The following is a 25,953-nucleotide window of genomic DNA, read 5'->3' on the forward strand; positions in this document are numbered from 1 at the left end:
TTGTCATCAAGGTCCGTCGACTATGCCGAGGTGCCGCTGTCGGCGTACCGGTTCCGGCACGCGTCGACCAGCGCCGCCCGGTCCACCTTCCCGTGCGGACTGAGCGGAATCCGCGGGATGTTGATGAACCCGGCCGGCACCATGTTCCGCGGCAACGTCTCCAGCAGGCCGGCGCGCACGTCGTTCTCGGCGAGATCGTCCCCCGACGGGACGACGAACGCGATCAGTTCGGCCTCGCCGGCGTCGGTGTACCTGGTCACCACGGCGGCCTGCCTGACTCCGGCCAGCCTGCCGAGCGCGCGCTCGATGTCGGTGGGGTCGATGCGCATGCCCCGCACCTTGACCTGCGCGTCCATCCGGCCGGCGACGACCAGGTCTCCGTCCTCGTTGACGTGGCCTCGGTCGCCCGTGCGGTACAGCCTGCGCGGCTCGCCGTCGACCACGATCGTCGTGAACCGCTCGGATTCGGGACCCGTGCCGTTGAGGTAGCCGGCGCCGACGCTGGTTCCGGAGATGCAGATCTCGCCGTACTCTCCCGCCCCGACACCGCGCATGTCCGCGTCGACGAGGTGGAGATCGGTGTTGTACGCCGGCCTGCCGACCGGCGCGATCTCGTGTTCGCCGGGCCGGTAGTCGGCGAGGTCGTACGACGACGCGACATCCGTGCACTCGGCGACGCCGTACTGGTGCAGGAGGGTGCACGTGTTCCCCTCGCGCCGCGCCCAGTCGGTGAGCCGTTCCGCGTGCAGCGGCTCGCCGCCGAAGAGCACGTAGTCCAGCCGGGTGAGCGCCTCGCCTCCGCGCGCGCTCTCCCAGTCCACCAGCAGGTACAGCGTGCTGGAGGCGCAGTGCACCGTACGGATCCCGTGCCGCTTCAGCATGCCGTAGGCCATCGCGGCGTCGAAGTTCCGGCTCGCCATCAGGTACTGGGTGGCGCCGCAGAACAACGGCATCATCAGGCTGCGTTGGGAGAGGTCGAACCCGAACGCGCTGACGACCAGGTTGTGCGACCCGCGGTGCAGGCCGTACTCGAGCATCAGCCAGTTCAGCAGGTTGAACCAACCCTCGTGGCGCACCGCGGTCAGCTTCGGCGTACCGGTGGATCCGGACGTGAAGACCGCGTAGCACACGTCGTCCCCGGTGACCGGGACGTCGGGGCCGGTGGTCGGGAGCGTGTCGAGGTGCTCGGACAACTCCTCGAGGACGACGACCTCGACGGCCGACGACTCGACCAACTCGGCCGTCACCGGGGAGGCCACGATCAAGGCGAGATCGGGGACCTGCCCCAGCAGCAGTCGCAGTCTCGCCGCCGGGTAGGCCGGGTCGAGCGGCACATAGGCCGCGCCCGCCTTCAGCGTGCCGAGGATGGCGACCACGATGTCGATCGAGTAGTCGAGGCAGACGCCGACCTTCGAGCCGCGGCCGTGTCCGCGCGCGATGAGGAAGTGCGCGAACCGGTTGGCCCGGGCGTCCAGTTCCGCGTACGTCACCTGCCGTCCGGCGCAGAAGACGGCGACGGCGTCGGGGGTGGCTTTCGCGTGTGCCTCGAACTGTCTGTGGACGACGGGCGCCGAGGGCAGGGCCACCCGCTTTCCCTGAAGGATCATCAACTGACTCCGATGTGACGGGTGGGCGTCTCCTCGACGGACTCGATCAGTCCGCCGCCATGGCCTCCTGCAGGCTCTTCGGGCGCATATCGGTCCAGTTCCGCTCGACGTACTCCAGGCAGTCGGCCCTGGCCGCCTCGCCGAAGACCACCCGCCAGCCCGCCGGAACCTCCGCGAACACCGGCCACAGGGAGTGCTGTTCCTCGTCGTTGACCACGACGTGGAAACGGCCGTCCTCGTCGTCGAAGGGGTTTGTACTCACCGGCACCGTCCTTATCGAATCGTCACGACATGACTCGGGATTGGAAAACTTCAGGACCGAGCGACCCCCGAGCATCTCGGGGCAACTCAGGATTGCAATTCGCCGGGGTCCGGGCGACCCCCGACCACCATGAGGCGACTCGGAATTGCCCATCGCCGGGGCCGGGCGCGGGTTCACCGTTCGGTGTCGTCCTGTCGACAGGACACCCGGCATCCGCAGCCGACTCGGCCTGCCGACACCACACCGTAGGACTCGACCGTCGACGCCACAATGCCGGATGATCGCTCACCTCACGGTCATCCGCCCGGACCTGTATCGCCCTGTACCGCACCGAATTCTGTGCCACCATGACCGAGCGTCGGCCCGTGGACGGGCCTGCTCGAATTCGGGTTCAGCCAATCCCCTCCCGCCTGGGCGATCGAGAGCGCGCAGTCGATTACCGACTCGCGCGGCCCGCCGAGGCCTGGTCTCCCGAGTGGAGAAACGTCGGAAAGGCCCCACCCCGAGCGCGGTCGCCGCTGCGCGACGGTGTTCGACACAAACCTCATCGACGAACCTGCGACTGGTGATCAATGGTCTTGAAGTCAGAATCCGAGTACGAAACAGCCCCAGACGACGACACACGACGGTCGCTGTTGCGCCACATGCTGGTGGCCAGAGGCATCGACGAGGAGGCCCATCGACTCCAGAAGCAGGGCGCGCTGATCCTCTGGCCGTCCTGCCAGGGGCAGGAGGCCGCACAGGTGGGCTCCGCGCTCGCCGTGGGCCCGGCCGCGGCGGTCTTTCCCACGTACCGCGAGCACGCGGTCGCCCTCATCCGCGGTGTCGCACCGGACGAGCTGCTCGCGCAGTGGGCCGGGCGCACGTTCTGTGGATGGGACCCGCACCGGACGCGATACTTCCCCGCCACCGTGGTCCTGGCGGCGCAGACGCTGCACGGCGTCGGCTACTCGATCGCACAACGGTTGCAGGGGCGGGAGGACCTGGTCGTCGTGTACGTGGGCGACGGGGCCACCAGCGAGGGCGACATGTCGGAGGCGATGAACCTGGCCGCCGTCGACTCGGCGTCCGTGCTGTTCGTCTGCCAGAACAACGGCTGGGCCATCTCGAAACCGGCCGAGGAGCAGATGCGCACCTCGGTGGCCGAGCGCGCCCGGGGTTTCGGCATCGAGTCCGTCCGGCTTTCGGGTGGGGACCCGGAAACCGTCTTCGCCGCCTGTTCCCGGGCCACCGGCCACATCCGCGCCGAGCGGGCGCCCTATCTCGTCGAGATCCAGGTGGGTCGCATCCGCGGGCACACGACCTCCGACGCCCAGGAGGCGTACCGCACCCGCGACGACATCGCGCGGGCCAAGGCCGCGGACCCGGTGACCGCCTACCGGGACCGGCTGAGCGGCCTGGGCCTGGTGGACACCGCGTGGCTCGACGCCGTCGACGCGGAAGTGCGGGAGCTGTGCGAGCGGTTGATAAAGGAGTACACGTAATGGGCACCGTACGGTCCGCCGGCCTGGCGGAGTCGATCAACGCGACCCTCGCCGACCTGCTCGAACAGGATCCGCGACTGCTGCTGCTCGGCGAGGACATCGGACGCCTGGGCGGCGTATTCCGGGTGACCCGGGGTCTGCACGAACGCTTCGGCGAGGATCGGGTACGCGACTCGCTGTTGGCCGAGTCCACCATCGTCGGCCAGGCCGTCGGCATGGCCATGAGTGGGCTGGTGCCGGTCTGCGAGATCCAGTTCGACGGCTTCGTCTTCCCCGCGGTGAACCAATTGGTGACCCAGGCGGCCCGGATCGGCCACCGGTGGAACGGGCAGGTGAACCCGAGTCTGGTGGTGCGAATCCCCACCGGCAGCGGGTTCCGGAGCGTCGAGCACCACGGCGAGTCCAACGAGGCGCTCTTCGCCCACTTCCCGGGCATCTCGGTGGCGTGCCCCTCCACGGGCGAGGACGCCGACCAGATCCTGCGGTACGCGGTGACCCTCGGTTCGCCCGTGGTGATGTACGAGCCGATCCGCCTGTACTGGCGGCGGGACACGCCCACCCGGGACCCCGAACCGGCGAGCTCGCCGACCGCGGCCCGGATCGTACGGCGTGGCACGGATCTGACGATCGCCACGTTCGGCGCGATCACCCACGAGGTGCTGGAGGCGGCGCACGCGCTCGCCCCCGACGTCGACGTCGAGGTGATCGACCTGCGCTGGGTCGCCCCGCTCGACATGGACACGGTCCTGGCGTCCGTCGCCCGCACCGGGCGGCTGCTCATCGTGCACGAGGCGACGAAGGACGTCGGCATCGGTGCCGAGATCGCCGCGTCGGTGGCCGAACACGGCTTCCACACGCTGCGTGCCCCGGTGCGCCGGCTGGCGCCCGATCGCCGCATCCATCCGCCGGCGGACTTCGAGATGGACTATCTGATCGGTGTGCAGGAGATCAAGGACGAGGTGCTGGTGATGACGAAGTGAGCGACTCCTCCGAGGACATGCAGGTTCCCGAGTTCGGGCACGGCCTCGGCGAAGCCCTGCTGATCGAGTGGGTCGCCGGTGTCGGCGACCGGGTCGAGCGGGGGGACGTCATCGCGGTCGTCGAGACCGACAAGGCGAGCACGGAGATCGAGGCGGAGCGCGGCGGACGGGTCACGGCCCACTCCGCGACGGTCGGCACGATCCTCAAATCCGGTGACGTGCTGTATCGGTTGGCGGCCGGCTAGGACACGCCCGGGACACGCCCGGTGCCGCGGCCGATGTCGCGGCACCGGTCTCCCCACGCCCCGGATCCAAGGATCCGGTCACCTGAACGGAGAGGACCCATGAGCGACATCGAAAGCCGTATCGCGGATACCATGCTGGCCAAACTGCGCGAGCGCGACCCGGCGTTGGGGCCCGACGACCTGGCCCGGCCGGTCGCCGATCTCGACCTCGACTCCCTCGACCTGGTCGAACTGCACCAACAGCTGGAGAGCGAGTTCCAGGTCAAGGGCGACCTGAAGGAGACCGCGGGCTTCGCCTTCCTGGAGGACTTCAGCACCTATTTCGTGAAGCTGGCGAACCGGGGATGAGCGCGGGCATCGTCGACATCGCCATCGCGAAGCCGGGCCGCAGGATCGACAACGACCACTTCGCGTCGATCGGTCTCACGGACGAGTGGATCCGGCGCCGCAGCGGCATCGCGTTCCGCTCCTGGCTGCCGGACGAGACCTCGCTCGCGGACGTGGCGGCGGAGGCGTGCGCGCCGATCGTGACCAGGATGCCCGCCCCCTCCTCGATCGGCGCGCTGATCGTGGTGAGCACCTCGACGCGGCAGCGCGTACCGGGTATCGCGCAGCAGGTGGCGCAACTCGTCGGGCTGGGGCCCTCGGTGCTGACCTTCGACATGAACGCGGCCTGCTGCGGCTTCGTGTACGGGCTGGTCACCGGGCTCTCGCTGTGCGAGGCCGAACCGGGGCGGTCGGTGCTGCTGTGCTCGGTGGAGGCCATGTCCCGGATGGTGGACCGTACCGACCGGCAGACCGCGTGCCTCTTCGGCGACGGCTCGGCGGCCGTCCTGCTGGAGGACCGCGCGGAGTTCGCGGGCTTCTGCCGGGTCGCGGGCTGCGACGGCTCCCAGACGGCGCTCATGCGCGAGACCGACGAGGGCGGCATCCATCTCGAGGGGATGCAGGTGTTCGACCGCGCCGTGCGCCGGATGTCGGAGTCGGCGCAGTACCTCTTCGACCACGGCCCCGCGCCGACCGTCGTGGTCGGCCACCAGGCGAACGGCCGCATCCTGGAACGGGTTCGCAGTGTCGGCACCCATCTCGGCGTGCCGTTCGTGAACCGGATCGAAAACTCCGGGAACACGTCGTCCGCGACGATCCCACTGGCGTTCGCCGAGGAACTGGACGCCGGTTCCCTTCCCGCCGCGGGCCGACTCGGGGCCGTGGCCTACGGCGCCGGTGAGGCGTGGGGCGGCGTCTCGGTGGACTACCGGGTCCCGGCCGTCACGGCCCCCTGACCGCGGTCACAACTCTTCGACCTCGCCGACAACCCGGGAAACTCGCTCGGCCCGCTCAATCACAGGAGGTTGTCATCTACTCGCCAGAAGCCTGGGTCCTGCACTCCGGTGCGGTGACCGGCCGACACGACGGCGGACTCGGCGACGCGCTGCGCCGCGATCGGTTCGCCTTCGGCCCGCTGGAGGAGGGTGAGGCGCTGGTGGAGCCGATCCTCGCCTCCTGGGAGGCCAACATGGACCACGCGCTGGCCCGTTCACCGATCGACGTGTGCAGCAGCCGCGGCGAGGACGCGGTGGTCCTGGGCAATCTGGGCGTGGTGCGCGTGCTCAAGGTGAACGCGGGCGGCCGGGACGTCCGGGTCCGCGAAGGCGATCTGTGCCTGCTCATGCCGTTCGGCAGGCTCGACCGCTTCGGCTACGCCGAACTCGCCTACGCCTACGACTGCCCCGACACCATCGGCCTGTTGGCCAAGCAGACCAAGATGGACGCCCGGCTGCTGTTGCCGCTCCCGGACGGCACACCGTATTCGCTGGCGCAATGGGCCACGTACGGGCGCTACTTCACCGCTTGGGACAACTGGCAGAAGGCGTACGGGTGTTGGCGCACCCAGATCGCCGACGACGATCCGGCGAACCACCTGGTGTTCGGGTGGGGCGGCGGCGTGGCCTTCGCCGAGCTGATGTTGGCCAAGCGGGCCGGATTCCGGGTGGCGATGACGGCGGGCTCGGACGAACGGGTCGCCTTCCTGCGGGAGAACGGCATCACCGCGGTGGACCGCCGCCGGTTCCCCGCCCTCTCGCTGCCCACCCGGGAGGAACGCGCGGACCGCGAGCGGCATCGGCTGCGCCGGAAGTCGGTCGAGGAGTTCCTGGGCCTGGTCCGCGAGCTCAGCGACGGCCACGGGGTGGCGATCTTCGTGGACAACATCGGCGAGCCCCTGTACGACGTCACCCTGACCGCCCTGGCCCGCGAGGGCGTCGTCACCACGTGCGGCTGGAAGGCGGGAATGCGCCTGTCGCATCTGCGCGGCGCCGAGAGCATCAGCCGGCACCTGCACGTGAACACGCACGTGTGGCGGATGCCGGACTCACCGGGCATCCGGGACTTCCAGGAGGCCGAGGGCTGGATCGCACCGGAAGGGTCGGACGTGGTCTACGACTTCGACCGGGTGCCGGAACTGGCCGACGACTACGCGAACGGCAGGATCGGGTCGTACTTCCCGATGTACCGCGTGAACCCGCTCTGACCGGCCCGAACGGTTGCCCGTCGGGGTGATTCGACGATGTTGGAGACGCAGTGAAATCAGAGGGAGGCGACGTGGGACACACCGGCATGGACGCGGACGTGGTGATCGCGGGCGCCGGGCCGACGGGCCTGATGCTCGCCTGCGAACTGGCGCTGGTGGGCGTCGACGTGCTGGTGGTCGAGCGGCTCGCGGATCGCACGGGTGAGTCGCGAGCCGGCGGCATACACGCCCGCACCCTGGAGGTGCTGGACCAGCGCGGCATCCTGGACCGCTTCATGGCCGTCGGCGAATTGCAGTCGGTGGGCCACTTCTCCGGAATCTGGCTGGATTTCGACGAGTTCGAGTCCAGGCACTCCCGCCCGCTGATGATCCTGCAGTCCGCCATCGAGCGGTTGCTGGAGGAACGGGCCGTCGAGCTCGGCGTACGGGTGCGCCGGTCGTCGGAGGTGCGCGGGATCGCCCAGGACGACGCCGGCGTGACGGTCGAACTGGGCACGGCCGAGGCCGCGTCCGCCACACTGCGCGCCCGCTACCTCGTGGGCTGCGACGGCGGGCGCAGCACGGTGCGCAAACTGGCGGGCATCGACTTCCCCGGCACTCCGGCGACGATGACCGCGATGATCGGTGACGTCGAACTCCCCGATCTGACCGAGGAGTACATCTGGGCGCGGCGCACTCCGCGCGGTGACTTCTCGGTGATCGCCTTCGAGCCGGGCTGGTATCGGGTGATCACCTCGAACTACGACCACGTCGCGGACCGCGACGAACCCGCGACGTTCGAGCAGCTCCGCGAGTCGCTGATCAGGCTCGCGGGCACGGACTGGGGCATGCACAGCCCGCGCTGGGTCTCCCGGTTCGGCGACGCCGCACGGCAGGCCTCCCGGTACCGGGAGGGCCGGGTGCTGCTCGCGGGCGACGCGGCGCACATCCATTTCCCGGCCGGCGGGCAGGGGCTGAACGTGGGCGTGCAGGACGCGGTCAACCTCGGCTGGAAGCTCGCCTCGGTGGTGCACGGCCGGGCGCCGGAGAGCCTGCTGGACAGCTACCACGCCGAGCGCCACCCGGTCGCGGAGCGCGTACTGCGCAACACCCAGGCCCAGGCGGCGCTGACCCGCCCCGGGCCGCAGACGGACGCGCTGCGCGAGGTGTTCGGCTCGCTCATCGTGTTCGACGACGTCAATCGGCATCTGTGCAGCATGCTCACGGCCCTGGACATCCGATACCCGATCGCCGGCAAGCACCCGCTGGCGGGCCGCCGGGTCCCCGACGCCGACCTCAAGACCCCCGACGGCGCCACCCGCGTCCACGAACTGCTGCACGCCGCCCGCCCCGTGCTCCTCGACCTGCGCGGCGGCGCCGAGCCGGCGGCGACCGCCGAGGGCTGGGCCGACCGCGTCGACCTCGTCGAGGCGCAAAGCGAGGACGAGCACTGGCCGGTCCCGGGCGGCGGCGAGACCCCCGCCCCCGCCGCACTCCTCATCCGCCCCGACGGCCATGTCGCCTGGGTGGCCGCCACGGGCGACACCCCGGACATCCCGGCGCTCCGAAGCGCCCTCGCCACCTGGTTCGGCCCGGTCGCACAGAGCTGAGAAAACCTGCCGGTTTGCCGCGTGGTCCGGTCCTCCTCACCCACGTGGGCTACGGCTGCGCCCGCGTCGTGCGATCTCCCTGTACGTGGGCGCGCACCCCCTGCATGTCGAACAGGACGAGGAGCTCCACCGCTCCGCCGTCTGCGCTTCCCAGCCAGTGCGGCAGAGAGGTATCGAATTCGGCGGCATTATCCGCTTTGACGGTCAGATCGCGCTCTCCGACCACCAGTCGCAGGGTGCCACTGAGCACGTACAGCCACTCGAATCCCTCGTGCGTCTGCAAGGTCGGTTCGAGTGGCTCCGCGCGTGCCGGAATGATCATCTTGAAGGCCTGCGTTCCGCCCGGCCGCCGGGACAGGGGTACGAACGTCATCCCGAACCGTCGAATCGGCTTCAGATGCATCCGCGGGTCGCCGGTGCGCGGAGCGCCCACCAGATCGTCCAGCGGGACGTCGTAGACCTGGGACAGATGCAGCAACAGTTCCAGGGTCGCCCGGCGCTGACCGCTCTCCAGACGAGACAGGGTGCTTTCCGACACTCCGGTGGTCGCGGACAGATCGGCGAGGGTGATACCGCGGGCACGCCGCAGCGCGCGCAGCCGCGGGCCGACCGCGTCGAGCACGTCTTCCATTGCAGAATCCATGGGACCAGCTTGCCGAAACGGCAAGGATCCGCGCCACTTCGTGACCCACCGGCCGAGACTGGCCCCACGGAACCCGAGTGGAAGGAACCCCATGGAGCGCTCCGACGTGGCCGAGTACTGGGACGGCGTCTACGCGAAGCAGCCCGCGTCCGCCGACCCCCGGCCGAACGACCGCCTCGTCGAGACGGTGACCCCGTTGCCCCCGGGGGACGCGCTCGACCTCGGATGCGGTGGCGGCGGCGACGCACTGTGGCTCGCGCACCGGGGCTGGCGGGTCACCGCCCTCGACGTCTCGGCCGTGGCGACCACGCGGCTCGCTCGGCAGGCCCGCGCACGCGGCCTGAGCGACCGAATCACCGCCAGGCAACACGACGCACGCGACTCCCTGCCCGAAGGACCGTTCGACCTGGTCACCGCCCACTACTTCCACACCCCGTACGCACAGGACAGAACCGCCATCCTCCGCTCCGCCGCCGACCTGCTGCGTCCGGACGGACGACTCCTGGTCGTGGACCACGGATCGACGGCACCGTGGTCGTGGAATCAGGATCCCGACGTGCGGTATCCGACTCCCCAGGAGGTCGCCGCACCCCTGCACCTCTCCCCCGCCGAGTGGACGGTCGAACGCGCCGACACGCCGCGCCGAATCGCGGTCGGCCCCAACGGGCACGAGGCCGAGGTCGTCGACCACGTCCTGCTCATCCGCCGAACCGGGTGACACCACCCCACACGGAGAGCCAAGCACCGACCGCACAAGGAGAACCACCGTGCCCACCACCTCCCGCCGCCGCGACACCCCGCCACCCCGCACCGCGAACAGCGAAGCCGACGTCCTGCGCGGATTCCTCGACTACCTGCGCGCCTCGATCGCCAAGAAGGTCGACGGAGCCCCGGAGCCCCGGGTCCGGACACCGGCAGTTCCCTCCGGCACGAACCTGCTCGGCCTCCTCAACCACCTGATCGCCGTCGAAAAGGCGACGTTCCTCGGCGAAACGGTCCCCGACTGGCAGGCGACATTCCACCCCGCCCCGCAAGACAGCGTCACCGACCTCGTCACCCGCTACCGAGCAACCGTCGACCGCGCGAACAAGATCCTCGACGCATGCACCGACCTCGCCGCACCACTCCCCCGACCGGGACGCTCCGGCTCCGCCCCCAGCGTCCGCTGGGCGCTCACCCACATGATCGAGGAAACCGCCCGCCACGCCGGCCACGCCGACATCCTCCGCGAACTCATCGACAACACCACCGGCCGCTGAACCCCACCCCGGCCGACCGCGCCCCAACGCCGGCGCTTTGCGGGACATCCTCGCCGACTGCGAGGGAACGGTGGTCTGGGGCGCGGACCTTCGCCCGGTCAAGGTCTCCCGCTTCCACCTCACCGCACCACCCGGCAGCACCCCGCGACGGCCCGCCTCACCAGGCGCCAGGACACCGCTCACCACCTCCCGGACCGCGCACAGACGGCCGGCCGCGTCGCCGACCCCGCACACACACCCGGAACGCCGTGCCAGGGCCCGCGACCTGGAACGCGTCCAGGGCACGTGACGTCCCCCGCCGGACCCGCCAACCGGGACCTCACCCCGGGCCGCACGCCGCGAGCAGGCCCCCGACGTACGCGGGCGTGCCGCGTCGACGCCGCTCCCCATGGGGTCGGCCGTCGGCCTCCCGGGTGCGCCCAGGTCGGACGAACCCGGTAGAACGTACGGATGAACCCGATGGTCGGCACGAACACGAGGACGACCCGGACGCGGACGCGCCGACCCGACGAGATCGCCCGACTGACCACGTGGGGCGGCTTCTCCCGGCACGAGATGATCCGCTCCTTCCTGCGCGACCGCGGCTGAGGAAGGGGGAGTGGGTCACCGCGTCGTGGACGCGGGCGGGACCGTGCCACAGAACTCCCCGAGGAGCACATACGCCGCCGCGTCGGTCTCGCCCGCCCAGTCGGTGTTGAAGTTGGCGACCAGGGTGTGTCCCCCATCCCGGGTGGTGTAGGCCAAGCTCTGCGAACCCGGCATGAAGCCGGTGTGCCCCCAGACCTCCGTGCCGCAGGGCAGCGTGGCGCGGAAGATCCCCAGGCCGTCGTCCTGACCGTCGCCGAAGTCGGGGGACGGCACCGTGGTCGTCATCTCCGCGAGCTGCGCTTCGGGAAGCAGCCGGCCGCGCATCAGGGCGGTGAGGAAGCGGTCCAGGTCGGCCGTACCGGAGATGATCTCACCGCCGGCCCAGCCCCACGACGGGTCGAACTCGGTGATGTCCTGGACCGTGTGTTGCGGGTCGTCCGGGAACCGGGTGTACATGCGCCCGCTCGGCCGCGGAATGCGCGGGTACGTGCCGGGCAACACGGTGACGTGCAGCCCGAGCGGCTCGAAGATCCGCCGCTCCGCCTCCGCGGTGTAGGTGTGGCCCGTCACCTTCTCGATGATCATCGCGGCGAGCACGTACTCGGTCGTGGTGTAGCCCCAGTCGGTGCCGGGTGGGAACTTCGGCTCGTGCTTCATCGCGAGTGCGACCAGTTGTTCGGGCTTCCAGGTGTCGTAGCGATGGGCCAGGAAGATCTTGCCCGTCAGGTGCAGTTCGGGGTCCTCGGTGTAGTCCCGGAGACCGCTGGTGTGGTTGAGCAGCTGCCGCAACGTGATCGTGCGGCCGTCGTTCCCATGGCCTCGGACCACGCCCGGCAGCCACTTCTCCACGCTGTCCGTGATACTCAACCGCCCCTCGGCCTCCAACTGGAGCAGGACCGTGGCGATGAAGACCTTGGAGATGCTGCCCGCCCGGAAGCGGTCGACCGGCAACGCCGGGCGCCGCGTGCCGAGGTCGGCGACCCCGGCGGCACCGCGCCAGGTGCCGTGCGCGTCGCGGGCTCGGACGACGACACCCGGGACGCCTGCCGCGACGGCCGCGTCCACTGCGTCTCGGGTCTGTTCGTGCCCACGACCCGCCGCAGCGGATCCGCCTGTCGCCGACGGGGCCGCGGGCCCGGCCGCGCCGAGCATGCCGGCCGCCACAACCACGGCGGCCAGTGCGGTTCGTACCGTACGCATCCCCACAGGGCTCTCCCTCTCGCCGGAGATACCCCATGTTGTCCCATCGAGTGACCCTCAGTGAACGAATCGGCACTCACAGGTCGTTGCGCGACATCATCGGACGCACGAAAGCGCTGAGCCGGAGGACCGCGGCGGCGCCCCGACCGATCAGCCGGACAACCGTGGCGGCGACCCGACGTACCGCATCGGCTGCGCCCGCCCCGGCGCGGCGGAGTTCACCAACGACCCGACAGGAACTCCCGGTTGCGGTGGCGACCGAGGCGGCCGGTCGGGCGTGCGGGTTCAGGCGTACGGGTGGGGGTGTTGGGCTCGCCAGGCGTCGGTGGCCACTCCGGACATGACGATCATCACGATGTCCTCGGCCAGGGTGTCGGTGATCGGGAGGTGGCCGAAGAGGGCGCGGTAGTAGGTGGTGGAGGCCAAGAGGTCGAGCAGGAGGTCGAGATCGGTGTCGGGGCGGATGTCACCGCGGTCGATACCTCGACGCAGAGCGGTGGCGGTGGCGGCGCGCCGGGGGTCGAAGAGGCGGGCGAAGAAGGTTTCGGCCGGCGCCGGGTCGGCGGCGATGTCGGCCACCAGGGCGGGCCACACGCGGCGGGTACCGGGGCCGGCGAACGCGGTGGTGAGGGTGGCGATGCCGGCGATGAGGTCGCAGTGGGTGCAGCCGGTGTCGGGCGTGGGGGCGTCGCCCATCGCGGCAACGAGGGCGTCGATGACGAGGTGGCGGCGGGAGGGCCAGCGGCGGCGGATGGCCGGTTTGGTGGTGCCGGCGCGTACGGCGACCGCCTCCAGGGTGAAGTCGGCGTAGCCGCCTTCCTCCAGGAGTCGCATGGTGGCCGCGAGGACCGCCTCGTCGATGCGGTGGTCGCGGGGGCGGCCCCGACCGGTCGGGATCAGTCGCGTATCGGAGCTGGCCATGGTCACGAGTATAGGTCGGGTCTAATATCGTTTTGTTCCGGAACGGAACGTAAAGCGGCCACGATCAGGGAGCCGACCTTGTCAGCCGAGCGGCAGCGCGAAGAAGTGGAACCGACACGCGACGGGACGACACTCGAGGGAACGCTCCGAACGCAGGCGCCGGCAGCCGGCGCGGCCTCTCCACCGCGACCCGGCACCGCCTCGCGGCCGACCGGCGACCCGGGCGGCACCGACGACACGGCCGTCGACACCACCCCGGCCGCCGCCGACTCCGCCGATCGCGCGGGGGTGTGGGACCACGGGCATCGGGCGCTGTCGTTGGGATTGTTGATCTCGGTGGGGCTCGTCGCCTTCGAAGCCATGGGTGTGGTCGCGATCATGCCTCGCGTCGCGCGGCGGCTCGGGGGGCTGGAGTCCTACGGCTGGGGCCTGTCCGCACTGATGCTCGCGAGCATTCTGGGTGCGGTCGCGGCCGGCACCGCCGGGGACCGGGTCGGGCCGCGTCGGCCGCTCGCGGTCGCTCTCGGGCTGTTGGCGGCCGGATGTGTGGTCGCCGGGGTCGCGCCCACGTAGTGGGTGTTCGTGGCCGGCAGGTTCGTCCAGGGGCTGGGTGTCGGCGCGATCATGGGGCTGGCGTACCTGGTGATCGACCGGGCGTACCCCGACCATCTGCAAGCGCGAATGGTCGCGCTGACCTCCTCGGCGTGGACACTGCCCGCGCTCATCGGTCCGGTGGTGGCCGGCACCCTCGCCGACCGGCTCTCGTGGCGTTCCTTGTTCCTGTTGTTGCCCGTTCCGATCGTGCTCGCGGCCGTGCTGACGTTGCCGGCGCTGCGGGCACTCGGCGGTTCGAACGGTTCGACCGGTTCGACGGCGAGCGAGGATGCTCCGAGGCCGACGGTCGACGAGGCGGGTAGGACGAGCGCGAACGCCACCGGCGACGACGCGGCGCGCGGGAAGTGGTGGCGGCGGCTTCCGGATCTTGTGGTGAGTCTCGTACTCGCGCTGGGGACGGGGCTGATGATCGTGGCGTTCGAGTTCACCTCGCCGGTACCGGTGGTGCTCCTCGCGTTGGTCGGCGCGGTCGTCGCCGTGGTCTCCTATCGCGCGCTCACTCCCGCCGGGACGCCACGCGCGCTCGACGCGGGCTGCCGGCCGGGGTCGCGATGCGGTGGTTGCTCGCGGGGGCCTACTTCGGCGCGGATACCTTCCTTCCCTTGGGGCTGACCGAGTTGCGCGGGCTGAGTACCGTCGAGGCTGGACTGGGGCTCTCGGCGGGCGCGTTGACGTGGGTGGCGGGCTCCGCGCTCCAGGCGCGATGGGACGACCGTCACGGCGCCCGGCTTCGCCCGACGCACAGTGCGATCGGCAGTGTGGTGTTGTTCGTCGGCATCGCGATCCTGGCCGGCGCCGTACTGATCGACGCCATATCGCCGTTGGTGGCCGTACTGGGCCGGGCGATCGGCGGATTCGGGATGGGCATCGCGTACAACGCCGCCTCCGCCGCGGTACTCGCCCAGGCCCCGGCCGAGCAACAGGGACGTACCGGCGCGGCACTCCAGTTGTCCCAGACGTTCGCCATCGCGGTACTCAGTGGCCTCGGCGGCGGCGCGGTCGCCCTGACGCACCACCACGGCGCGGGCATGGGCACCGCGCTCGGGACGTTCGGGCTCACGGCGCTGCTTTCCTTGACGGCCGTGGTGGTGTCCGGCCGGATCAAGACACCGGCCGGATCCTGAGGACTCGGCGAGTGGCCACGGCCGGCACTCCCCGGGCACCGGACGTACGCGTCGCCGAGCATGGCAGGTGGATACGCACATGCTCGGCGACGAGTGACGATTCCGACGGGCCGGACCGTTGGCCGTGCGACTCTCCTCGGGCTACCGCTACCGGACCCGACGCGCGTCACGACGGCCCGCCGGGCCGGTGGACTCAGCGGGACGGGAGGTCGAAGTTCCAGCCCTTGGCCTTGTATTCGGCGATGAGCCGATCGACCGCGTCCACGGTTTGTTGACGGTCGCCGCCCGCGTCGTGCAGGGTGACCACGCCGGTCGGGGTGATGCCGTCGCGAAGGCGTTGGAGGAGGACGTCCACGCCGGGCAGTTCCCAGTCGCCGGGCATCAGCGTCCAACTCAGCGGACGCAGGCCGAGGTTGGCGGCAACGGCGGGCGACTGTCCCCAATTGCCGTACGGCGCCCGGAAGTACGGGATCTCGACACCCGGTACGGCGGCGCGGATCCGGGCGTCGGTCTGCTTGATGTCCGCTTCGATCTCCGCCGGGGAGACGGTGGTCAGGTCGCGGTGGCGGTAGGTGTGGTTGCACAGCGTGTGGCCGTCGGCGACGATCGCGCGGACCGTCGCCTCCTGCCACTCGACCTGCTCACCGACGACGCAGAACACCGCCTTGACCTGGTGCTTCTTGAGGACTTGGAGCAGTTGCGGGGTGTACTGCGGACTGGGTCCGTCGTCGAAGGTGAGCGCGACCTGGTTGCCGGGGTGGGCGGTCGTGGTGATCAGGGCGGGGCTCACCGGGCCGCCGGCGGGGGCGGTCGTCGCGGCCGTTAAGGCGGTGGTCGACGTGGGCGATGCGGTGGCGGCGGGAGAACCGACCCAGGCTGTCGCGGCGCAGGCGAGTACGGCGGCCAGGGTTGCCATCCGGCGGCGGCGCGGCTGGGGGTGGGAGCGGGAGTGGGTGCTGCGGGTGGGTGACATCGGGGTGGTTCCCTTTCCATGAAGCGTTGGTCGTGCTGCTCTTCCGCGACCGGGGTCGAGGCGCGACGGACTCCGGGCCTCGGTGCGCATCGCCCGTACGCCGGAGCGGCCTTCGCATGCGGGGCACGCGGGCGTACCGCAGTGGCGGCGGGAGCCGGGGTCTGCTCGGCCGTCGCCGTTCGGTTGATTCCGGATTGGAATTGGATATCGGCCGTACATCTTTTGGACTACCGGCCGAAACCCTTCACCCAAGACAGGCCGAATCTTTTATCGCCTGCACGTCGTGCCGCCTCGACCCCGATTGCGCGCGGCGCATCGGGTTCGACCGACGGATCCGAGTCCGAGAATGAACCGTCCGTGAACGGAACCCTTCCGGAATACGCACACAGCAGAGCCTTTCGGTTCTTTTGTCACCGGTCTAGACCTATCGTAGCTGTATGTGTCGCAGCTCTGACTGTGTGGTATTGCACCTGTTCATGGGCTTGACTCAGCGAGCCAATCTCGATCATAATCGAGCATGATCGCAACTTTCTGATCAACGAAGTGTATTGCAGAAACGTTTCGTCATCCCCACTAATACCCCTTCCCGTTGCGTCACAAGCGGTGCGCGGCCGATGTGCAGCCTTCCCGGAAATCAAGCCGATCCCCGAATATCCGGCCAAGGCCAAAATCAGTGCACCGAATATCAGTGACCCTGGGAAATTGGTCCAAGAAAAAGCCCCGCCTCCCCGACCACGGAGTGGCGGAGAGGCGGGGCGCGGGATTGCGGATTCCGCGGCACCGCGCGTGGCGGCGGCGCGGGACCCGCTCAGCCGTGGATCAGATGCCGAAGGGCGCCGCGTAGTGCACGATGCCGGACGGCAGTGGGTGAGTCGCATCGAAGGCGAGGGCCATCAGTGTTCGTGTCGGGAGCCGCCCTGCGAGCGCACGCTCCGGCAAGGGCGCGGTCGATGCGACGGAACACCGCCCCGCCGCGGGAGGGTCCCGGTCCGATCGCCGTGCGGGACGGCGGTGTTCATCCGTCCGGCACGGGTGGGCCGTGCTCGGGCGCGGCGCCGCCGGGCGCGGCCGCGGTGTGTGGGTCGCGGTCGCGTCCGGCGGCAAGGTGGGGTCACCTCGTCATGATCTTGTTGCTGGTGCCGTTGTCGATGATGTCGGGCTTGCCGCCGTCGGACTTGACGCCGTAGAATAGCAGGCTGTTCGAGCCGGTCACGGTGATCTTGTCGGCCCAGGCCACCTCGATGGTGTGGTCCCCGCCCGCGACCGTCACGTCGTGGCAGAAGCCGGTGAGAGTGACCGTGATCTCGGTGCCCTCGATCCGGACGTCCTTGCCGGTGCAGTCCGTGGTCGGCTGGTTTCCGGTACCGGAGATGACGACCGGGGCACTGCCGCCACGCCCGGGCGTGCTCGGGGCCGACGTGGTCCGGCCGGTCTTCGGCGCGCCGGTGGACGGCGCACCCGTGGCCCCGGTCGACGGCTGCCCGCTCGCCGAGCCCGGTGCGGAGGCCCCGCCCCCGCTCGTCGCCGCGCCCGGGGCGGTCGGGGCGCTACCGGCCGCAGGGGCCGCGGAGTCGCTCTTCTTCTCGGCCCCCACCTCGCAGGCGGTGGTACCCGCCGCGACGGCGGCGGTCAGCAGGATCGCGGGCAATACGGTACGGATACGCATTTCGAGTTCTCCCCCGGTTCGAGAGGCCGGTTCGGCTGCACCGGTTCGGCCTGTGCACTCCACGCTAGGGACCGCGTGTCGCACCGGTGTGGCAGCGACCTACCAGGTCTGCGACATCCTCGACACGCGCCGCGACACCGTCAGGACGTGGGCAGACGCAGCCGGACGACGGTGCCCGATTCCGGCATGCTGCGCAGTTCCGTACGACCGCCGTGGCGCACCACGACAGCCTGCACCAGGGCCAGCCCCAGGCCGCTGCCCGGGGTTCCGCGCGCATCGCTCCCCCGCACCAACTCCTCCCATACCGTGGGGAGTTCGTCGGCCCGGATGCCGCGTCCGGTGTCCGCGACCTCGACCACCACGTAGCCGTCCTCGGCGAACGCGCGCAGTTCGATCGCGCAGCCCGGATCGCTGTACTTGACCGCGTTCCCCACCAGGTTCTCCAAGGCCAACTCCAGCAGATCCGGGTCTCCGGCCAGGGTGGGCAGCGGCCAGGGCACCCGGGGTACCGAGACGGTGATCCGGCGGTCGGCGCCGCCCGGGAGGTCGCGGCCCGTCTCGCCCGCCGCGTCCAGGAGTACGGCGACGTCCACGGCCACCCGTTCCAGGGGCCGCGACTCGATGTCGGCGAGCTTGCGCAGGTCCCCGGTGATCCGGGCGAGCCGGGCGACCTGCTCCCCCACACTGGCGAGCGTGCCGTCCGGGCCCTGGTCCGCGCCGGTTGCCGCGAGATTGGCCAGGCCCAGGCGCATCACGGTCAGCGGGTTCTTCAACTCGTGGTCCAACCGGCGCAGAAACCTGTGGTGTTCGGCCGCCGCCTCGGCTCGCGCGCTCTCCCGGGCCCGGTCGATCCACCTGCGCACCTCGACCACGGCCGCGACCGCGCCGGCCGCGATCAGGCCGAGCACCAGCACGCCGAGCACCGGCGCGAAGCGCACGTACACCCGCCAGTCGCCGCCGAACACGATCGCGGCCACCAGTGCGGCGAGGAAGGCCGCAACCGCCGCACCGATCAGGCCGATCCGGCGCCGGCGGCTCATTCGGCCGCCTCGACGCGGGGCACGAACCGGTATCCCTCGCCGGTGACCGTCTCGATCCAGCGCGGTGCGCCGGAGTCGTCGCCGAGCGCCCGGCGCAGTTCCGCGACGCGGTTGTCCACCGCCCGGGTCGTACTCGCCGACTCCCAGCCCCACAGCACCTCCATCAACCGTTCCCTGGAGAACAGTTCGTCGGGATGGGTGACCAGATAGTCGAGCAGCGCACCGGCCTTCGGGGTGAGCGTCAACTCGCGGTCGCCCAACCAGGCGCGGCGCGCGGTACGGTCCACCCGCAGCGTCCCGGCGCGCAACACCCGCGCCCCGGCCAGCGGTGCCAGGCCGCAGCCCGAGCGGCGCAGCAACGCCCGCATCCGGGCGACCAGTTCGTACGGGTCGAAGGGCTTGTTGAGGTAGTCGTCGGCGCCTTCCTCCAGGGCCATCGCGCGCTCGGTCGACTCGCCGACCCGGGTGAGCAGGATCACCGGGATCCACGCCCCGGAGCGCCGGATCCGGCGCAGCACCTCGCGCCCGTCCAGCGCCGGCATGAGCACGTCCAGCACGATCAGATCGGGCGCCGGTTCGACGGTCCCGGCGGCGAGCGCCGCCGCGCCGTCGTGCACGATCCGTACGTCGAATCCGGAGCGCTCCAGCAGTGGCCCCAGTTGCGCGGTGATGGCGACGTCGTCGTCCGCCAGCAGCACCGCGGGCCGCCCGGCCTCGTCGATGGACACCCGTCCCCCACCCCCGTAGTCCGGGACGAGAATAGGGGAGGCGGGGGTGTCCCCGGGCGGGAACGTCCCGGGACGGGGGCGTCCGAGGTCGGTCGCCGGAGCCGCACGCGAAGGTCGCCACCCCTCGGCGTCCCGGCGGCTCGCGCCGGTCACCCACACCGATCGATCGGGACGGTTGACGACGGTGACGCCCGGGTCGATCGGCGACCTTTCCGCGCTACGCCAAGAGGTCCGGCGCGGCCCGCAGTTCCTCGCGCACCGCCGACTCCCAATAGCCGACGAAGCCGTTGCCGTCGCTGCGGAGAGTGCGTTCGAGCCAGTGCGCGGGCAGGGGGGAGGTGCGACGTCCGTCGGCGGCGCGGACCATCCAGGCGTTGCGGCAGCGGATCTCGAGGGCGACCGCGCGCTGATGGACGGCGCGTGTGCTGACGCCGACGACGAACACCCCGTGACCGGCGAGCAGCGCGAGGTCGGCGTCGCCCATCGCCGCGATCGCCTTGCGTGCGGCCTCGGAGTTGTTCACCGCGCCGTCGTACTCGTCGACCAGCGTCAGTTCTCCGCCGCCGAGGGTGGAACTCTGGTCGTACGCGGGCGGCACCTCGCCCATGTCGGCCCACACCGTGCCGAACCGCGGGTGGTTGTGCATCGCGACCCGGACGTCGGGGCGGGCCCTGTGCAGTTCGAGGTGCAGGGGGATGCCGAGCGGCACCGGCCAATCACCCTCGACGACGTTGCCGTCCAGGTCGATGCGGATGATGTCCCGCGGGCGGATCTCGTTCCACGTCAGCAACCAGGGGTTGCACAGCAGCGTGCCGTCTCCGAGGTTGTAGGTGATGTGGCCGGCGAGGTGGTCGTCGTAGCCCTCGCGCCACAACGTGCGCGCCAGCAGCACGATCTCCTGTGCGGGGCTCAGGTCGGGGGCGAGCTTGCCCGGCGTCGGGGTGAATGTCATCGAAGGCCTTTCACGGAAGGGAAATCGACGGGACGGGAGGCGCGCGGGAATCGACGGGACGGGGGCGCGGAATCGACGGGCAGGGAGGCGCGCGACCGGCGACGACCTGGTTCAGGCGTCCAGCGGCAGGACCACGTCGGGCAGCGGGTGCCGATACAGCTTCGCGGCGTTCTCGCTGCACATCATCCGCAGCTCGTGCGCGGGGATGTCCCCCCAGTGGCGCGCGACGACGTCCTGGGTATGCGGCCAGGTGCCGTCGCCGTGCGGGTAGTCGGTCTCGAGCATGATGTGGTCGACGCCGATGACGTGCCGCAGCGCGATGGTGGAGGGGTCGTCGAGGGTGCAGAACCAGAAGTTGCGGCGCAGCACGTCGGCGGGGCGTTCGTCCCAGCCCAGGCCGTAGCCGGAACGGTCGATGATGTTGTCGAGCCGGTCGATGAGCATGGGCACCCAGCCGATGCCGCCCTCGCTCATGGCGATCTTCAGGTTCGGGTGCCGGAGCGGGTAGCCGGACCACAACCATTCGCTGCACGCGCCCAGCGACAGTTGGCCGAACATCGTCGCACCGAGCTGTAGCGCGGGGCCGCCGGGCGGTATGGGGTGCATGCCGGAGCTGCCGACGTGCAGCGAGATGACGGTGTCGGTCTCCTCGCACGCGCGGATGATGGGGTCCCAGTGGTCGCGGTTCCACAACGACGGCAGGCCGATCGCGTGCGGGCGCTCGGGGAAGGTCACCGAGGTGAAGCCGCGGTCCGCGTTGCGCTCGATCTCGGCGACGGCCTCGACCGGGTCGGCGAGGTAGGTGATCCCTCCGGGGATGATCCGCTCGGGGTAGGCGCGGTGCCATTCCTCGTACATCCAGTCGTTCCACGCGCGCACGCACGCCTTCCCGACCTCGACGTCCCGGGCGTGCGCGAACACCCGGCCGCAGAACCCGGTGATCTGGGACGGGAAGTTGAGCATGGCCCAGATGCCGCCGAGGTCCATGTCCTTGACCCGGGCGTGCACGTCGTAGCAGCCGGGGCGCATCTGGTCGAAGCGCGCCGGTTCCAGGGTGAAGCTCTCGGGTCGACGACCGGCGACGGCGTTCATGCCCACCTGTGAGTAGCGCTCGCCCTCGAATTCCCAGACGTGCGCGCCGTTCGCGTTCTCGACGATGCGCGGGCCGCGTTCGCGGAGCGACGCCGGCAGGTGGGTGTCGAACAGGTGCGGCGGTTCGACGACGTGGTCGTCGACCGAGATGACGGTGTAGCGCACGTCGGCGGGCTCGGGGTCGGGGAGGAACAGTTCGGGATCGAGGGTCGTCACGACGGCTCCCTGGAGAACTTGTGTGTCGCTATGTGACACGCTATGTTGCACAGTGATTCGCAATGTACCGGAGGGCGCGTCATGGCCGTCAAGCCCCTGCAGAGCCTCGCGCGCGCCCTGGAGGTGCTCGAGGTCATCGCCGCGCACGAGCCGATCGGGGTCGCGGAGCTCGCCCGGATCACCGGCGTGGACAAGAGCGCCCTGCAGCGGATCCTGGTGACGCTGCACACGTGCGGATGGCTGCGGCCCACCGCCGAACCCTCCACCCGGTGGAAGTTGACCACCCGCCCCCTGGTCCTGGCGGCACAGGCGCGACGCCGTGACGACTTGCTGACCCGCGCCCGTCCCGTACTGGCGGACCTTCGCGAGGAGACCGGCGAGACGGTGACCCTCGCGGTGCCCGACGCCGGTCGCATCGTCGCCGTCGACGTCGCGGAGAGCCGGCAACTCGTACGCACCGTCCCGCGCATCGGACTGGTGTTTCCCGCGGCCACCAGCGCGGCCGGGCTGGCCCTGTGCGCGGCCACTCCCCCCGACGAATGGGACCTGTCCGGGATCGACCCGTACGACGCGGCCTTCCGACGGGAGTTGGCGGGCACCCGCGAACGCGGCTGGTCGCTCAGCATGGGCGCGGTGGACGCGGACATCACCAGCGTCGGGGCGGCGGTGCTGGACTCGACCGGCCGACCGGTGGCCGCATTGATCGTCAGTGCCCCGTCCGGCCGCCTCGACCAAGTCGCGTGCACGCGCGTCGGGATGCTGGTCGCCCGGGCGGCCGACAGCCTGGGCGAGCACACCCGACCGTCCTGAACCCGCGCTGCCGGCCGCGCTGCCGCTTCCCGCTTCCCGCGCCGAGCGAGCGGATGGTGGGACGGGCGAGTGCCCGTCCCACCGCCGCGTCCCGCATCCCGAAACCGATATCCCGTGACCCGGACGGGCCAAGCGGGGAGTGGGCCGGTCCCGGTCGGGGACTCGTACTCCGTGTTCGGGTCCCCCTTCCCCCGCAAGAGCCGGCGTCCGCGCACCGTGGCGGCGGTACTGGCGGCGATCCTGCTGCTCCTCGGCGCCTGCACGTCGCACGACCGCAAAGACCGCGACGCGGACCGGGCCGGCGAGCCCACCGCGTGGGAGAAGGTCGTCGCGATGACCGGGCCCGACGGTACGGTCCCCACGGAGATGGCCCTGTCGGCCTTCGCCACCACCTTCGGGCCGATCCCCGGCGCCCGGGCCCAGACCGGGAGCCGCGCGGACCTGAGATCGGGTTCGCCGGCACTGCGCTGGATCTCGGGCCACTGGGCGGATCTCACCGACGAACAGCGCGCCGCGGTGCGCGACCTCTCCGGTTGGGGCGACCTGCCCATCGGGTCGGGCGGGGGCACTCCGGCGGCCGGCCACACCGCCGGCCGGTCCGCTTCACTCCCGCAGGCGCGGGCTACCTGCGCTCCCGGTGCGAGTGCCGACACGGTGTTCGCATCCAGGATCCGGGACTGGTGGACGAAGCTGGCCGCGAAGTTCGGCGTCTCCACCTCCACGGTGATCGCCGCATGTCGGACCGAGAGCCTGTTCACCCCCAGCCCGGGGGCACCCGGCAGTACCACCGTGCCCGCGAGTGCCGGCGGCTGGAACGACGCGACCGGTCCGCAATGCCGCATCGTGATGTATCCCGGCTTCCGGGCGTCCACCATGCCCGACCCACTGCGCGACGAGGTGCTGGTCCACGAACTGACGCACTGCGTCGAGGGCATCATCATCAACGACCCCGCCGCGTTCGATGCCATGCCCGGGTGGGTGGCCGAGGGTCTCGGCGACTGGGCGGCCGGCAAGCTCACCGGTCACTACTCCAGCCCCGGAATCTGGCAAAACTACCTGGTCCGGAAGGACCCGGTGCTGACCAAACTCTTGTACTCGGCCATGGGCTTCTGGTGGGAACTGGACTACCGGGGAGTCGACGTGTGGTCGACGTCCCGGGCCGCCATCACCGCCTCGGCAAAGGGCTCGACGCGCATGGACCAGGCCGCTTTCGCAGCCGCCCTGGGCGGCAAACGGCAACAGGTCCTGGAGGGCTGGCCGGCGAGCTTCCTGCGCGACCTGGCCCGGGAACTCGCCTGGGACATCAACGGGGTCGGCATCACCGACGCCAAGGTCAAGCTGAATCCCCCGCTCATGGTGACGAGTTCCAAGCAGACCGTCCGCGTCACCAGCCCCGCGTTCAACCCGAACCTGACCGCCCTCGACGTCTCGGCGGAAGTGCTGCGCCTGGCGCCGAACGGACCGGTCTTCGGACGGTTCGGCCCGGGCCCGGGCGACTACCCGCTCGGCGCCCACATGGGCGACATCTTCTGCACTCTCGGCTCGAAGTGCGAGTGCCCCGAGGACACCCCGGGCGCCGGGACACGGTTCGAACCCATCAAGCCGGGCCGCGGGTTCGTCGCGGTGAGCGGCGGTGAGGTCGACGCGTCCCTGGGGCTCACCGGCCAGACGCTCAAGAGCTTCTGCGGCGAGCCCAAGGACAAGCCCAAGCCGCGTCCGTCGGCCCCGAAATGCCTCGCCCAGTGCCCGGACGGTCCGCACGGCGGCAGCAACGGCGACCCGCACCTGACGACGTTCGACCGGCTCTACTACGACTTCCAGGCGGCCGGCGAGTTCACCCTGGTCGCCTCCACCGACGACGACCTGCGCGTGCAGGCCCGGCAGGTGCCCTACCCCGACGTGGGCGACGTCAGCGTCAATTCGGCGGTCGCGGCCAGGGTCGCCGGGGCGCGGGTCACCTTCGCCCTCGATCCGAAGCGCGGCGTGACCACGGTCCGCCTCGACGGCCGGCCGCTCACCCCCGGGGCACAGACACCGCTCCCCGGCGGGGGCACGCTGGCGCGCACCGGCGACGGGGCGGACGCCCGATACGCGCTCTTCTGGCCGGACACGACCACGCTGTACATCACGCCGATCGGCGCGTACGGCCTCAAGGTCGACATGGCCCTGCCGCAAAGCCGCAAGCGCCATGTCCAGGGCCTGCTCGGCAACGCCGACGGCACCGCCGCCAACGACCTCGACCCGGGCGGCGGACGCGTGCTCGCCAGACCGTCCGGCGCCACACCGCCGCCGTTCGACGACCTCTACCACGCGTACGCCGACCACTGGCGGATCCGTCAGGAGGAGTCGCTGTTCGACTACGAGCCCGGCCAGTCGACCACGACGTTCACCAACCGCGCGTTCCCGCGGCGCCCGACCCAGGTGGCGACCGCGCCCAACGCCGACGCGGGCCGCACGCGGTGCACCGCCGCCGGCGTCACCATCCCGGAGATCCTGGACGGCTGCGTGCTGGAGGTCGCCCTCACCGGCCGCGCCGAATTCGCCGAAGCCGCCGCCCAACAGGAGTTCCTGGCGGACCCGCCGCAAACCGGGATGCCCGACGAGTCCGACGAGCCGGTCGAACCGCCGGAATCGGTGACACGGCTGGGCCCCTCCTCCGGGGACGCCACGTGCACCATCACCGGAGGCCGGGTGGCCGGCTGCTGGGCACCCTCGCCGCGACCCGGCCGAGCGCCACGATCCGCTTCGCCGTGAAGGGCTTCCAGCGGCTGCTGCTCGTCGCCGAGGCGTGGGCGGATCGCCGAGTGCGGTTCGCCCTCTTCAGGACGGCGACAACACGCCGCTCCCGGGCGACCGCTCGATCTGCGAGCTCCAGGCCACCCCGGTCGAGATCGGCCAACCCGACCACACCATCCGCCTGAGCTCCGCAGACCCGGCGGCAACTCTGGAGTACGCCTTCCTGATGGGCGGGATCCGCCAGGGGATCGAAGACACGCCCCGGCAAAGCGTGGTCGCGCGGGCTCCGGTCACTCCGCCTGGCGGGCGGCGGCGATGCCGTGCAGGAACTCCAGTACGTCGCCGACGCTTTGCTCGGCGAGTTCGTGAAAGTTCAGGTCCTTGAGGTCGTAGACGAACCCGAGGCGGTCCTCGATCATGGTCAGCCACTCGACCGTCTGGAGGGAATCCATCTTCAGCGTCCCGAACGCGACGTCCGCGTCTGGCACGGGGGTGCCGAGGACCTCGGCCAGCATGTCGAGCGCTTCCGGTGCGGACACGGTTTCCATGACAGCTCCTCTCACGTGCGTACGGGCGAAGCCGCCGTGCGCACCTTCGACGAATCGCGGGCGGACTCGGGTCGGGGGGTGCTGCACCCGGCGATGCGATCCGAAACACCGGGCGGATCGGGCGAATCGAGCGAAGTGCGTGGAT

At 70.7% G+C, this 25,953-nt stretch carries 28 protein-coding genes; 16 read left to right on the forward strand and 12 right to left on the reverse strand.

The window, feature by feature from the left end; translation table 11 throughout:
- Window positions 1–20: 20 nt before the first annotated feature.
- On the reverse strand, window positions 21–1,607 hold the full coding sequence (locus OG948_RS03225; RefSeq protein ID WP_406293659.1) for an amino acid adenylation domain-containing protein: 1,587 nt from the start codon (window positions 1,605–1,607) through the stop codon (window positions 21–23).
- A 46-nt stretch (window positions 1,608–1,653) separates the two neighbouring features.
- Entirely contained in the window at window positions 1,654–1,869 is a 216-nt protein-coding gene (locus tag OG948_RS03230; protein ID WP_406293661.1) for an MbtH family protein, read from the reverse strand.
- 644 nt (window positions 1,870–2,513) lie between these two features.
- On the opposite strand from OG948_RS03230, the gene OG948_RS03235 reads away from it, so the two are divergent.
- The 7 genes from OG948_RS03235 to OG948_RS03265 all read left to right on the forward strand — a co-directional run bounded on the left by OG948_RS03235 (window position 2,514) and on the right by OG948_RS03265 (window position 8,697).
- On the forward strand, window positions 2,514–3,353 hold the full coding sequence (locus tag OG948_RS03235; protein WP_406293663.1) for a thiamine pyrophosphate-dependent dehydrogenase E1 component subunit alpha: 840 nt from the start codon (window positions 2,514–2,516) through the stop codon (window positions 3,351–3,353).
- Window positions 3,353–4,333 (forward strand): alpha-ketoacid dehydrogenase subunit beta, encoded by a 981-nt coding sequence (locus OG948_RS03240; protein ID WP_406293665.1) that lies wholly within the window; start codon window positions 3,353–3,355, stop codon window positions 4,331–4,333. Before OG948_RS03235 ends, OG948_RS03240 begins: the two co-directional genes overlap by 1 nt.
- Window positions 4,330–4,578 (forward strand): biotin/lipoyl-containing protein, encoded by a 249-nt coding sequence (locus tag OG948_RS03245; protein WP_406293667.1) that lies wholly within the window; start codon window positions 4,330–4,332, stop codon window positions 4,576–4,578. Before OG948_RS03240 ends, OG948_RS03245 begins: the two co-directional genes overlap by 4 nt.
- A 99-nt stretch (window positions 4,579–4,677) precedes the next feature.
- On the forward strand, window positions 4,678–4,926 hold the full coding sequence (locus OG948_RS03250; RefSeq protein WP_406293669.1) for a phosphopantetheine-binding protein: 249 nt from the start codon (window positions 4,678–4,680) through the stop codon (window positions 4,924–4,926).
- The gene (locus OG948_RS03255) at window positions 4,923–5,861 is read left to right on the forward strand and encodes a ketoacyl-ACP synthase III (RefSeq protein ID WP_406293671.1); all 939 of its coding nucleotides are present in this window, start codon (window positions 4,923–4,925) and stop codon (window positions 5,859–5,861) included. The genes OG948_RS03250 and OG948_RS03255 overlap by 4 nt, the downstream gene beginning before the upstream one ends.
- Before the next feature lie 113 nt (window positions 5,862–5,974).
- A complete protein-coding gene (locus tag OG948_RS03260) occupies window positions 5,975–7,108 on the forward strand; it encodes a zinc-binding alcohol dehydrogenase family protein (RefSeq protein WP_406293673.1) in 1,134 nt (377 codons plus the stop codon).
- A 71-nt stretch (window positions 7,109–7,179) separates the two neighbouring features.
- Window positions 7,180–8,697 carry an FAD-dependent monooxygenase gene (locus OG948_RS03265; RefSeq protein WP_406293675.1) on the forward strand — a complete coding sequence of 506 codons (1,518 nt, stop codon included), beginning with the start codon at window positions 7,180–7,182 and terminating at the stop codon, window positions 8,695–8,697.
- Window positions 8,698–8,746: 49 nt separating this feature from the next.
- Here the strand turns inward: OG948_RS03265 and OG948_RS03270 are convergent, their stop codons facing one another.
- Window positions 8,747–9,340 carry a helix-turn-helix domain-containing protein gene (locus OG948_RS03270; protein WP_406293677.1) on the reverse strand — a complete coding sequence of 198 codons (594 nt, stop codon included), beginning with the start codon at window positions 9,338–9,340 and terminating at the stop codon, window positions 8,747–8,749.
- Window positions 9,341–9,431: 91 nt separating this feature from the next.
- On the opposite strand from OG948_RS03270, the gene OG948_RS03275 reads away from it, so the two are divergent.
- The 4 genes from OG948_RS03275 (at window position 9,432) to OG948_RS03290 (ending at window position 11,187) form a co-directional block, all read left to right on the forward strand.
- Window positions 9,432–10,058, forward strand: coding sequence for an SAM-dependent methyltransferase (locus OG948_RS03275; protein ID WP_406293678.1), 627 nt, complete (start codon window positions 9,432–9,434; stop codon window positions 10,056–10,058).
- Between the two features lie 49 nt (window positions 10,059–10,107).
- On the forward strand, window positions 10,108–10,599 hold the full coding sequence (locus tag OG948_RS03280) for a DinB family protein (RefSeq protein WP_406293680.1): 492 nt from the start codon (window positions 10,108–10,110) through the stop codon (window positions 10,597–10,599).
- 37 nt (window positions 10,600–10,636) lie between these two features.
- Complete coding sequence (locus OG948_RS03285) at window positions 10,637–10,888, forward strand: hypothetical protein (RefSeq protein ID WP_406293681.1); 252 nt, start codon at window positions 10,637–10,639, stop codon at window positions 10,886–10,888.
- Between the two features lie 161 nt (window positions 10,889–11,049).
- A complete protein-coding gene (locus tag OG948_RS03290) occupies window positions 11,050–11,187 on the forward strand; it encodes a hypothetical protein (RefSeq protein ID WP_406293682.1) in 138 nt (45 codons plus the stop codon).
- A gap of 15 nt (window positions 11,188–11,202) precedes the next feature.
- Here the strand turns inward: OG948_RS03290 and OG948_RS03295 are convergent, their stop codons facing one another.
- A complete protein-coding gene (locus OG948_RS03295; RefSeq protein ID WP_406293683.1) occupies window positions 11,203–12,387 on the reverse strand; it encodes a serine hydrolase domain-containing protein in 1,185 nt (394 codons plus the stop codon).
- Window positions 12,388–12,672: 285 nt separating this feature from the next.
- Window positions 12,673–13,308, reverse strand: a complete 636-nt coding sequence (locus OG948_RS03300) for a TetR/AcrR family transcriptional regulator (RefSeq protein WP_406293685.1) — start codon at window positions 13,306–13,308, stop codon at window positions 12,673–12,675.
- A gap of 78 nt (window positions 13,309–13,386) precedes the next feature.
- Between OG948_RS03300 and OG948_RS03305 the strand changes: the two genes are divergently transcribed.
- The 3 genes from OG948_RS03305 to OG948_RS03315 are packed head-to-tail and all read left to right on the forward strand — an operon-like array spanning window position 13,387 to window position 15,047.
- The gene (locus OG948_RS03305) at window positions 13,387–13,881 is read left to right on the forward strand and encodes a hypothetical protein (protein WP_406293687.1); all 495 of its coding nucleotides are present in this window, start codon (window positions 13,387–13,389) and stop codon (window positions 13,879–13,881) included.
- Between the two features lie 9 nt (window positions 13,882–13,890).
- Entirely contained in the window at window positions 13,891–14,535 is a 645-nt protein-coding gene (locus OG948_RS03310) for an MFS transporter (protein ID WP_406293688.1), read from the forward strand.
- Entirely contained in the window at window positions 14,526–15,047 is a 522-nt protein-coding gene (locus OG948_RS03315) for an MFS transporter (RefSeq protein WP_406293689.1), read from the forward strand. Before OG948_RS03310 ends, OG948_RS03315 begins: the two co-directional genes overlap by 10 nt.
- Before the next feature lie 193 nt (window positions 15,048–15,240).
- Here OG948_RS03315 and OG948_RS03320 read toward each other — a convergent pair whose 3' ends face one another.
- The 6 genes from OG948_RS03320 to OG948_RS03345 form a co-directional block, all read right to left on the reverse strand.
- A complete protein-coding gene (locus OG948_RS03320; RefSeq protein ID WP_406293691.1) occupies window positions 15,241–16,020 on the reverse strand; it encodes a polysaccharide deacetylase family protein in 780 nt (259 codons plus the stop codon).
- 1,111 nt (window positions 16,021–17,131) lie between these two features.
- A complete protein-coding gene (locus OG948_RS03325; RefSeq protein ID WP_406293693.1) occupies window positions 17,132–17,686 on the reverse strand; it encodes a DUF3060 domain-containing protein in 555 nt (184 codons plus the stop codon).
- A gap of 140 nt (window positions 17,687–17,826) precedes the next feature.
- On the reverse strand, window positions 17,827–18,726 hold the full coding sequence (locus tag OG948_RS03330; RefSeq protein WP_406293694.1) for a sensor histidine kinase: 900 nt from the start codon (window positions 18,724–18,726) through the stop codon (window positions 17,827–17,829).
- Window positions 18,723–19,454, reverse strand: coding sequence for a response regulator transcription factor (locus OG948_RS03335; RefSeq protein WP_406293696.1), 732 nt, complete (start codon window positions 19,452–19,454; stop codon window positions 18,723–18,725). The genes OG948_RS03330 and OG948_RS03335 overlap by 4 nt, the downstream gene beginning before the upstream one ends.
- A gap of 217 nt (window positions 19,455–19,671) precedes the next feature.
- Window positions 19,672–20,406 carry a class II aldolase/adducin family protein gene (locus OG948_RS03340; RefSeq protein WP_406293698.1) on the reverse strand — a complete coding sequence of 245 codons (735 nt, stop codon included), beginning with the start codon at window positions 20,404–20,406 and terminating at the stop codon, window positions 19,672–19,674.
- Between the two features lie 111 nt (window positions 20,407–20,517).
- Window positions 20,518–21,714 (reverse strand): amidohydrolase family protein, encoded by a 1,197-nt coding sequence (locus OG948_RS03345; RefSeq protein WP_406293700.1) that lies wholly within the window; start codon window positions 21,712–21,714, stop codon window positions 20,518–20,520.
- 81 nt (window positions 21,715–21,795) lie between these two features.
- Between OG948_RS03345 and OG948_RS03350 the strand changes: the two genes are divergently transcribed.
- Both OG948_RS03350 and OG948_RS03355 read left to right on the forward strand, forming a co-directional pair.
- Window positions 21,796–22,524 carry an IclR family transcriptional regulator gene (locus tag OG948_RS03350; RefSeq protein ID WP_406293702.1) on the forward strand — a complete coding sequence of 243 codons (729 nt, stop codon included), beginning with the start codon at window positions 21,796–21,798 and terminating at the stop codon, window positions 22,522–22,524.
- Window positions 22,525–22,695: 171 nt separating this feature from the next.
- Window positions 22,696–25,278, forward strand: coding sequence for a VWD domain-containing protein (locus OG948_RS03355; RefSeq protein ID WP_406293704.1), 2,583 nt, complete (start codon window positions 22,696–22,698; stop codon window positions 25,276–25,278).
- Window positions 25,279–25,550: 272 nt separating this feature from the next.
- Here OG948_RS03355 and OG948_RS03360 read toward each other — a convergent pair whose 3' ends face one another.
- Window positions 25,551–25,808: a phosphopantetheine-binding protein gene (locus OG948_RS03360; protein WP_395873274.1), complete on the reverse strand. Its 258-nt coding sequence runs from the start codon at window positions 25,806–25,808 to the stop codon at window positions 25,551–25,553.
- Between the last annotated feature and the right edge of the window lie 145 nt (window positions 25,809–25,953).

The sequence above is a fragment of the Embleya sp. NBC_00888 genome (assembly GCF_045207655.1).
In the GTDB taxonomy this organism is placed as follows: Bacteria; Actinomycetota; Actinomycetes; order Streptomycetales; family Streptomycetaceae; genus Embleya.

What these genes read in the sequence shown, in the direction of transcription:
- OG948_RS03225 (WP_406293659.1), bottom strand. Translation starts at nt 1,607, where the DNA reads ATGATCCTTCAGGGAAAGCGGGTGGCCCTGCCCTCGGCGCCCGTCGTC.
- OG948_RS03235 (WP_406293663.1), top strand. Translation starts at nt 2,514, where the DNA reads ATGCTGGTGGCCAGAGGCATCGACGAGGAGGCCCATCGACTCCAGAAG.
- OG948_RS03240 (WP_406293665.1), top strand. Translation starts at nt 3,353, where the DNA reads ATGGGCACCGTACGGTCCGCCGGCCTGGCGGAGTCGATCAACGCGACC.
- OG948_RS03250 (WP_406293669.1), top strand. Translation starts at nt 4,678, where the DNA reads ATGAGCGACATCGAAAGCCGTATCGCGGATACCATGCTGGCCAAACTG.
- OG948_RS03255 (WP_406293671.1), top strand. Translation starts at nt 4,923, where the DNA reads ATGAGCGCGGGCATCGTCGACATCGCCATCGCGAAGCCGGGCCGCAGG.
- OG948_RS03270 (WP_406293677.1), bottom strand. Translation starts at nt 9,340, where the DNA reads ATGGATTCTGCAATGGAAGACGTGCTCGACGCGGTCGGCCCGCGGCTG.
- OG948_RS03275 (WP_406293678.1), top strand. Translation starts at nt 9,432, where the DNA reads ATGGAGCGCTCCGACGTGGCCGAGTACTGGGACGGCGTCTACGCGAAG.
- OG948_RS03290 (WP_406293682.1), top strand. Translation starts at nt 11,050, where the DNA reads ATGAACCCGATGGTCGGCACGAACACGAGGACGACCCGGACGCGGACG.
- OG948_RS03295 (WP_406293683.1), bottom strand. Translation starts at nt 12,387, where the DNA reads ATGCGTACGGTACGAACCGCACTGGCCGCCGTGGTTGTGGCGGCCGGC.
- OG948_RS03300 (WP_406293685.1), bottom strand. Translation starts at nt 13,308, where the DNA reads ATGGCCAGCTCCGATACGCGACTGATCCCGACCGGTCGGGGCCGCCCC.
- OG948_RS03320 (WP_406293691.1), bottom strand. Translation starts at nt 16,020, where the DNA reads ATGTCACCCACCCGCAGCACCCACTCCCGCTCCCACCCCCAGCCGCGC.
- OG948_RS03325 (WP_406293693.1), bottom strand. Translation starts at nt 17,686, where the DNA reads ATGCGTATCCGTACCGTATTGCCCGCGATCCTGCTGACCGCCGCCGTC.
- OG948_RS03330 (WP_406293694.1), bottom strand. Translation starts at nt 18,726, where the DNA reads ATGAGCCGCCGGCGCCGGATCGGCCTGATCGGTGCGGCGGTTGCGGCC.
- OG948_RS03340 (WP_406293698.1), bottom strand. Translation starts at nt 20,406, where the DNA reads ATGACATTCACCCCGACGCCGGGCAAGCTCGCCCCCGACCTGAGCCCC.
- OG948_RS03350 (WP_406293702.1), top strand. Translation starts at nt 21,796, where the DNA reads ATGGCCGTCAAGCCCCTGCAGAGCCTCGCGCGCGCCCTGGAGGTGCTC.
- OG948_RS03360 (WP_395873274.1), bottom strand. Translation starts at nt 25,808, where the DNA reads ATGGAAACCGTGTCCGCACCGGAAGCGCTCGACATGCTGGCCGAGGTC.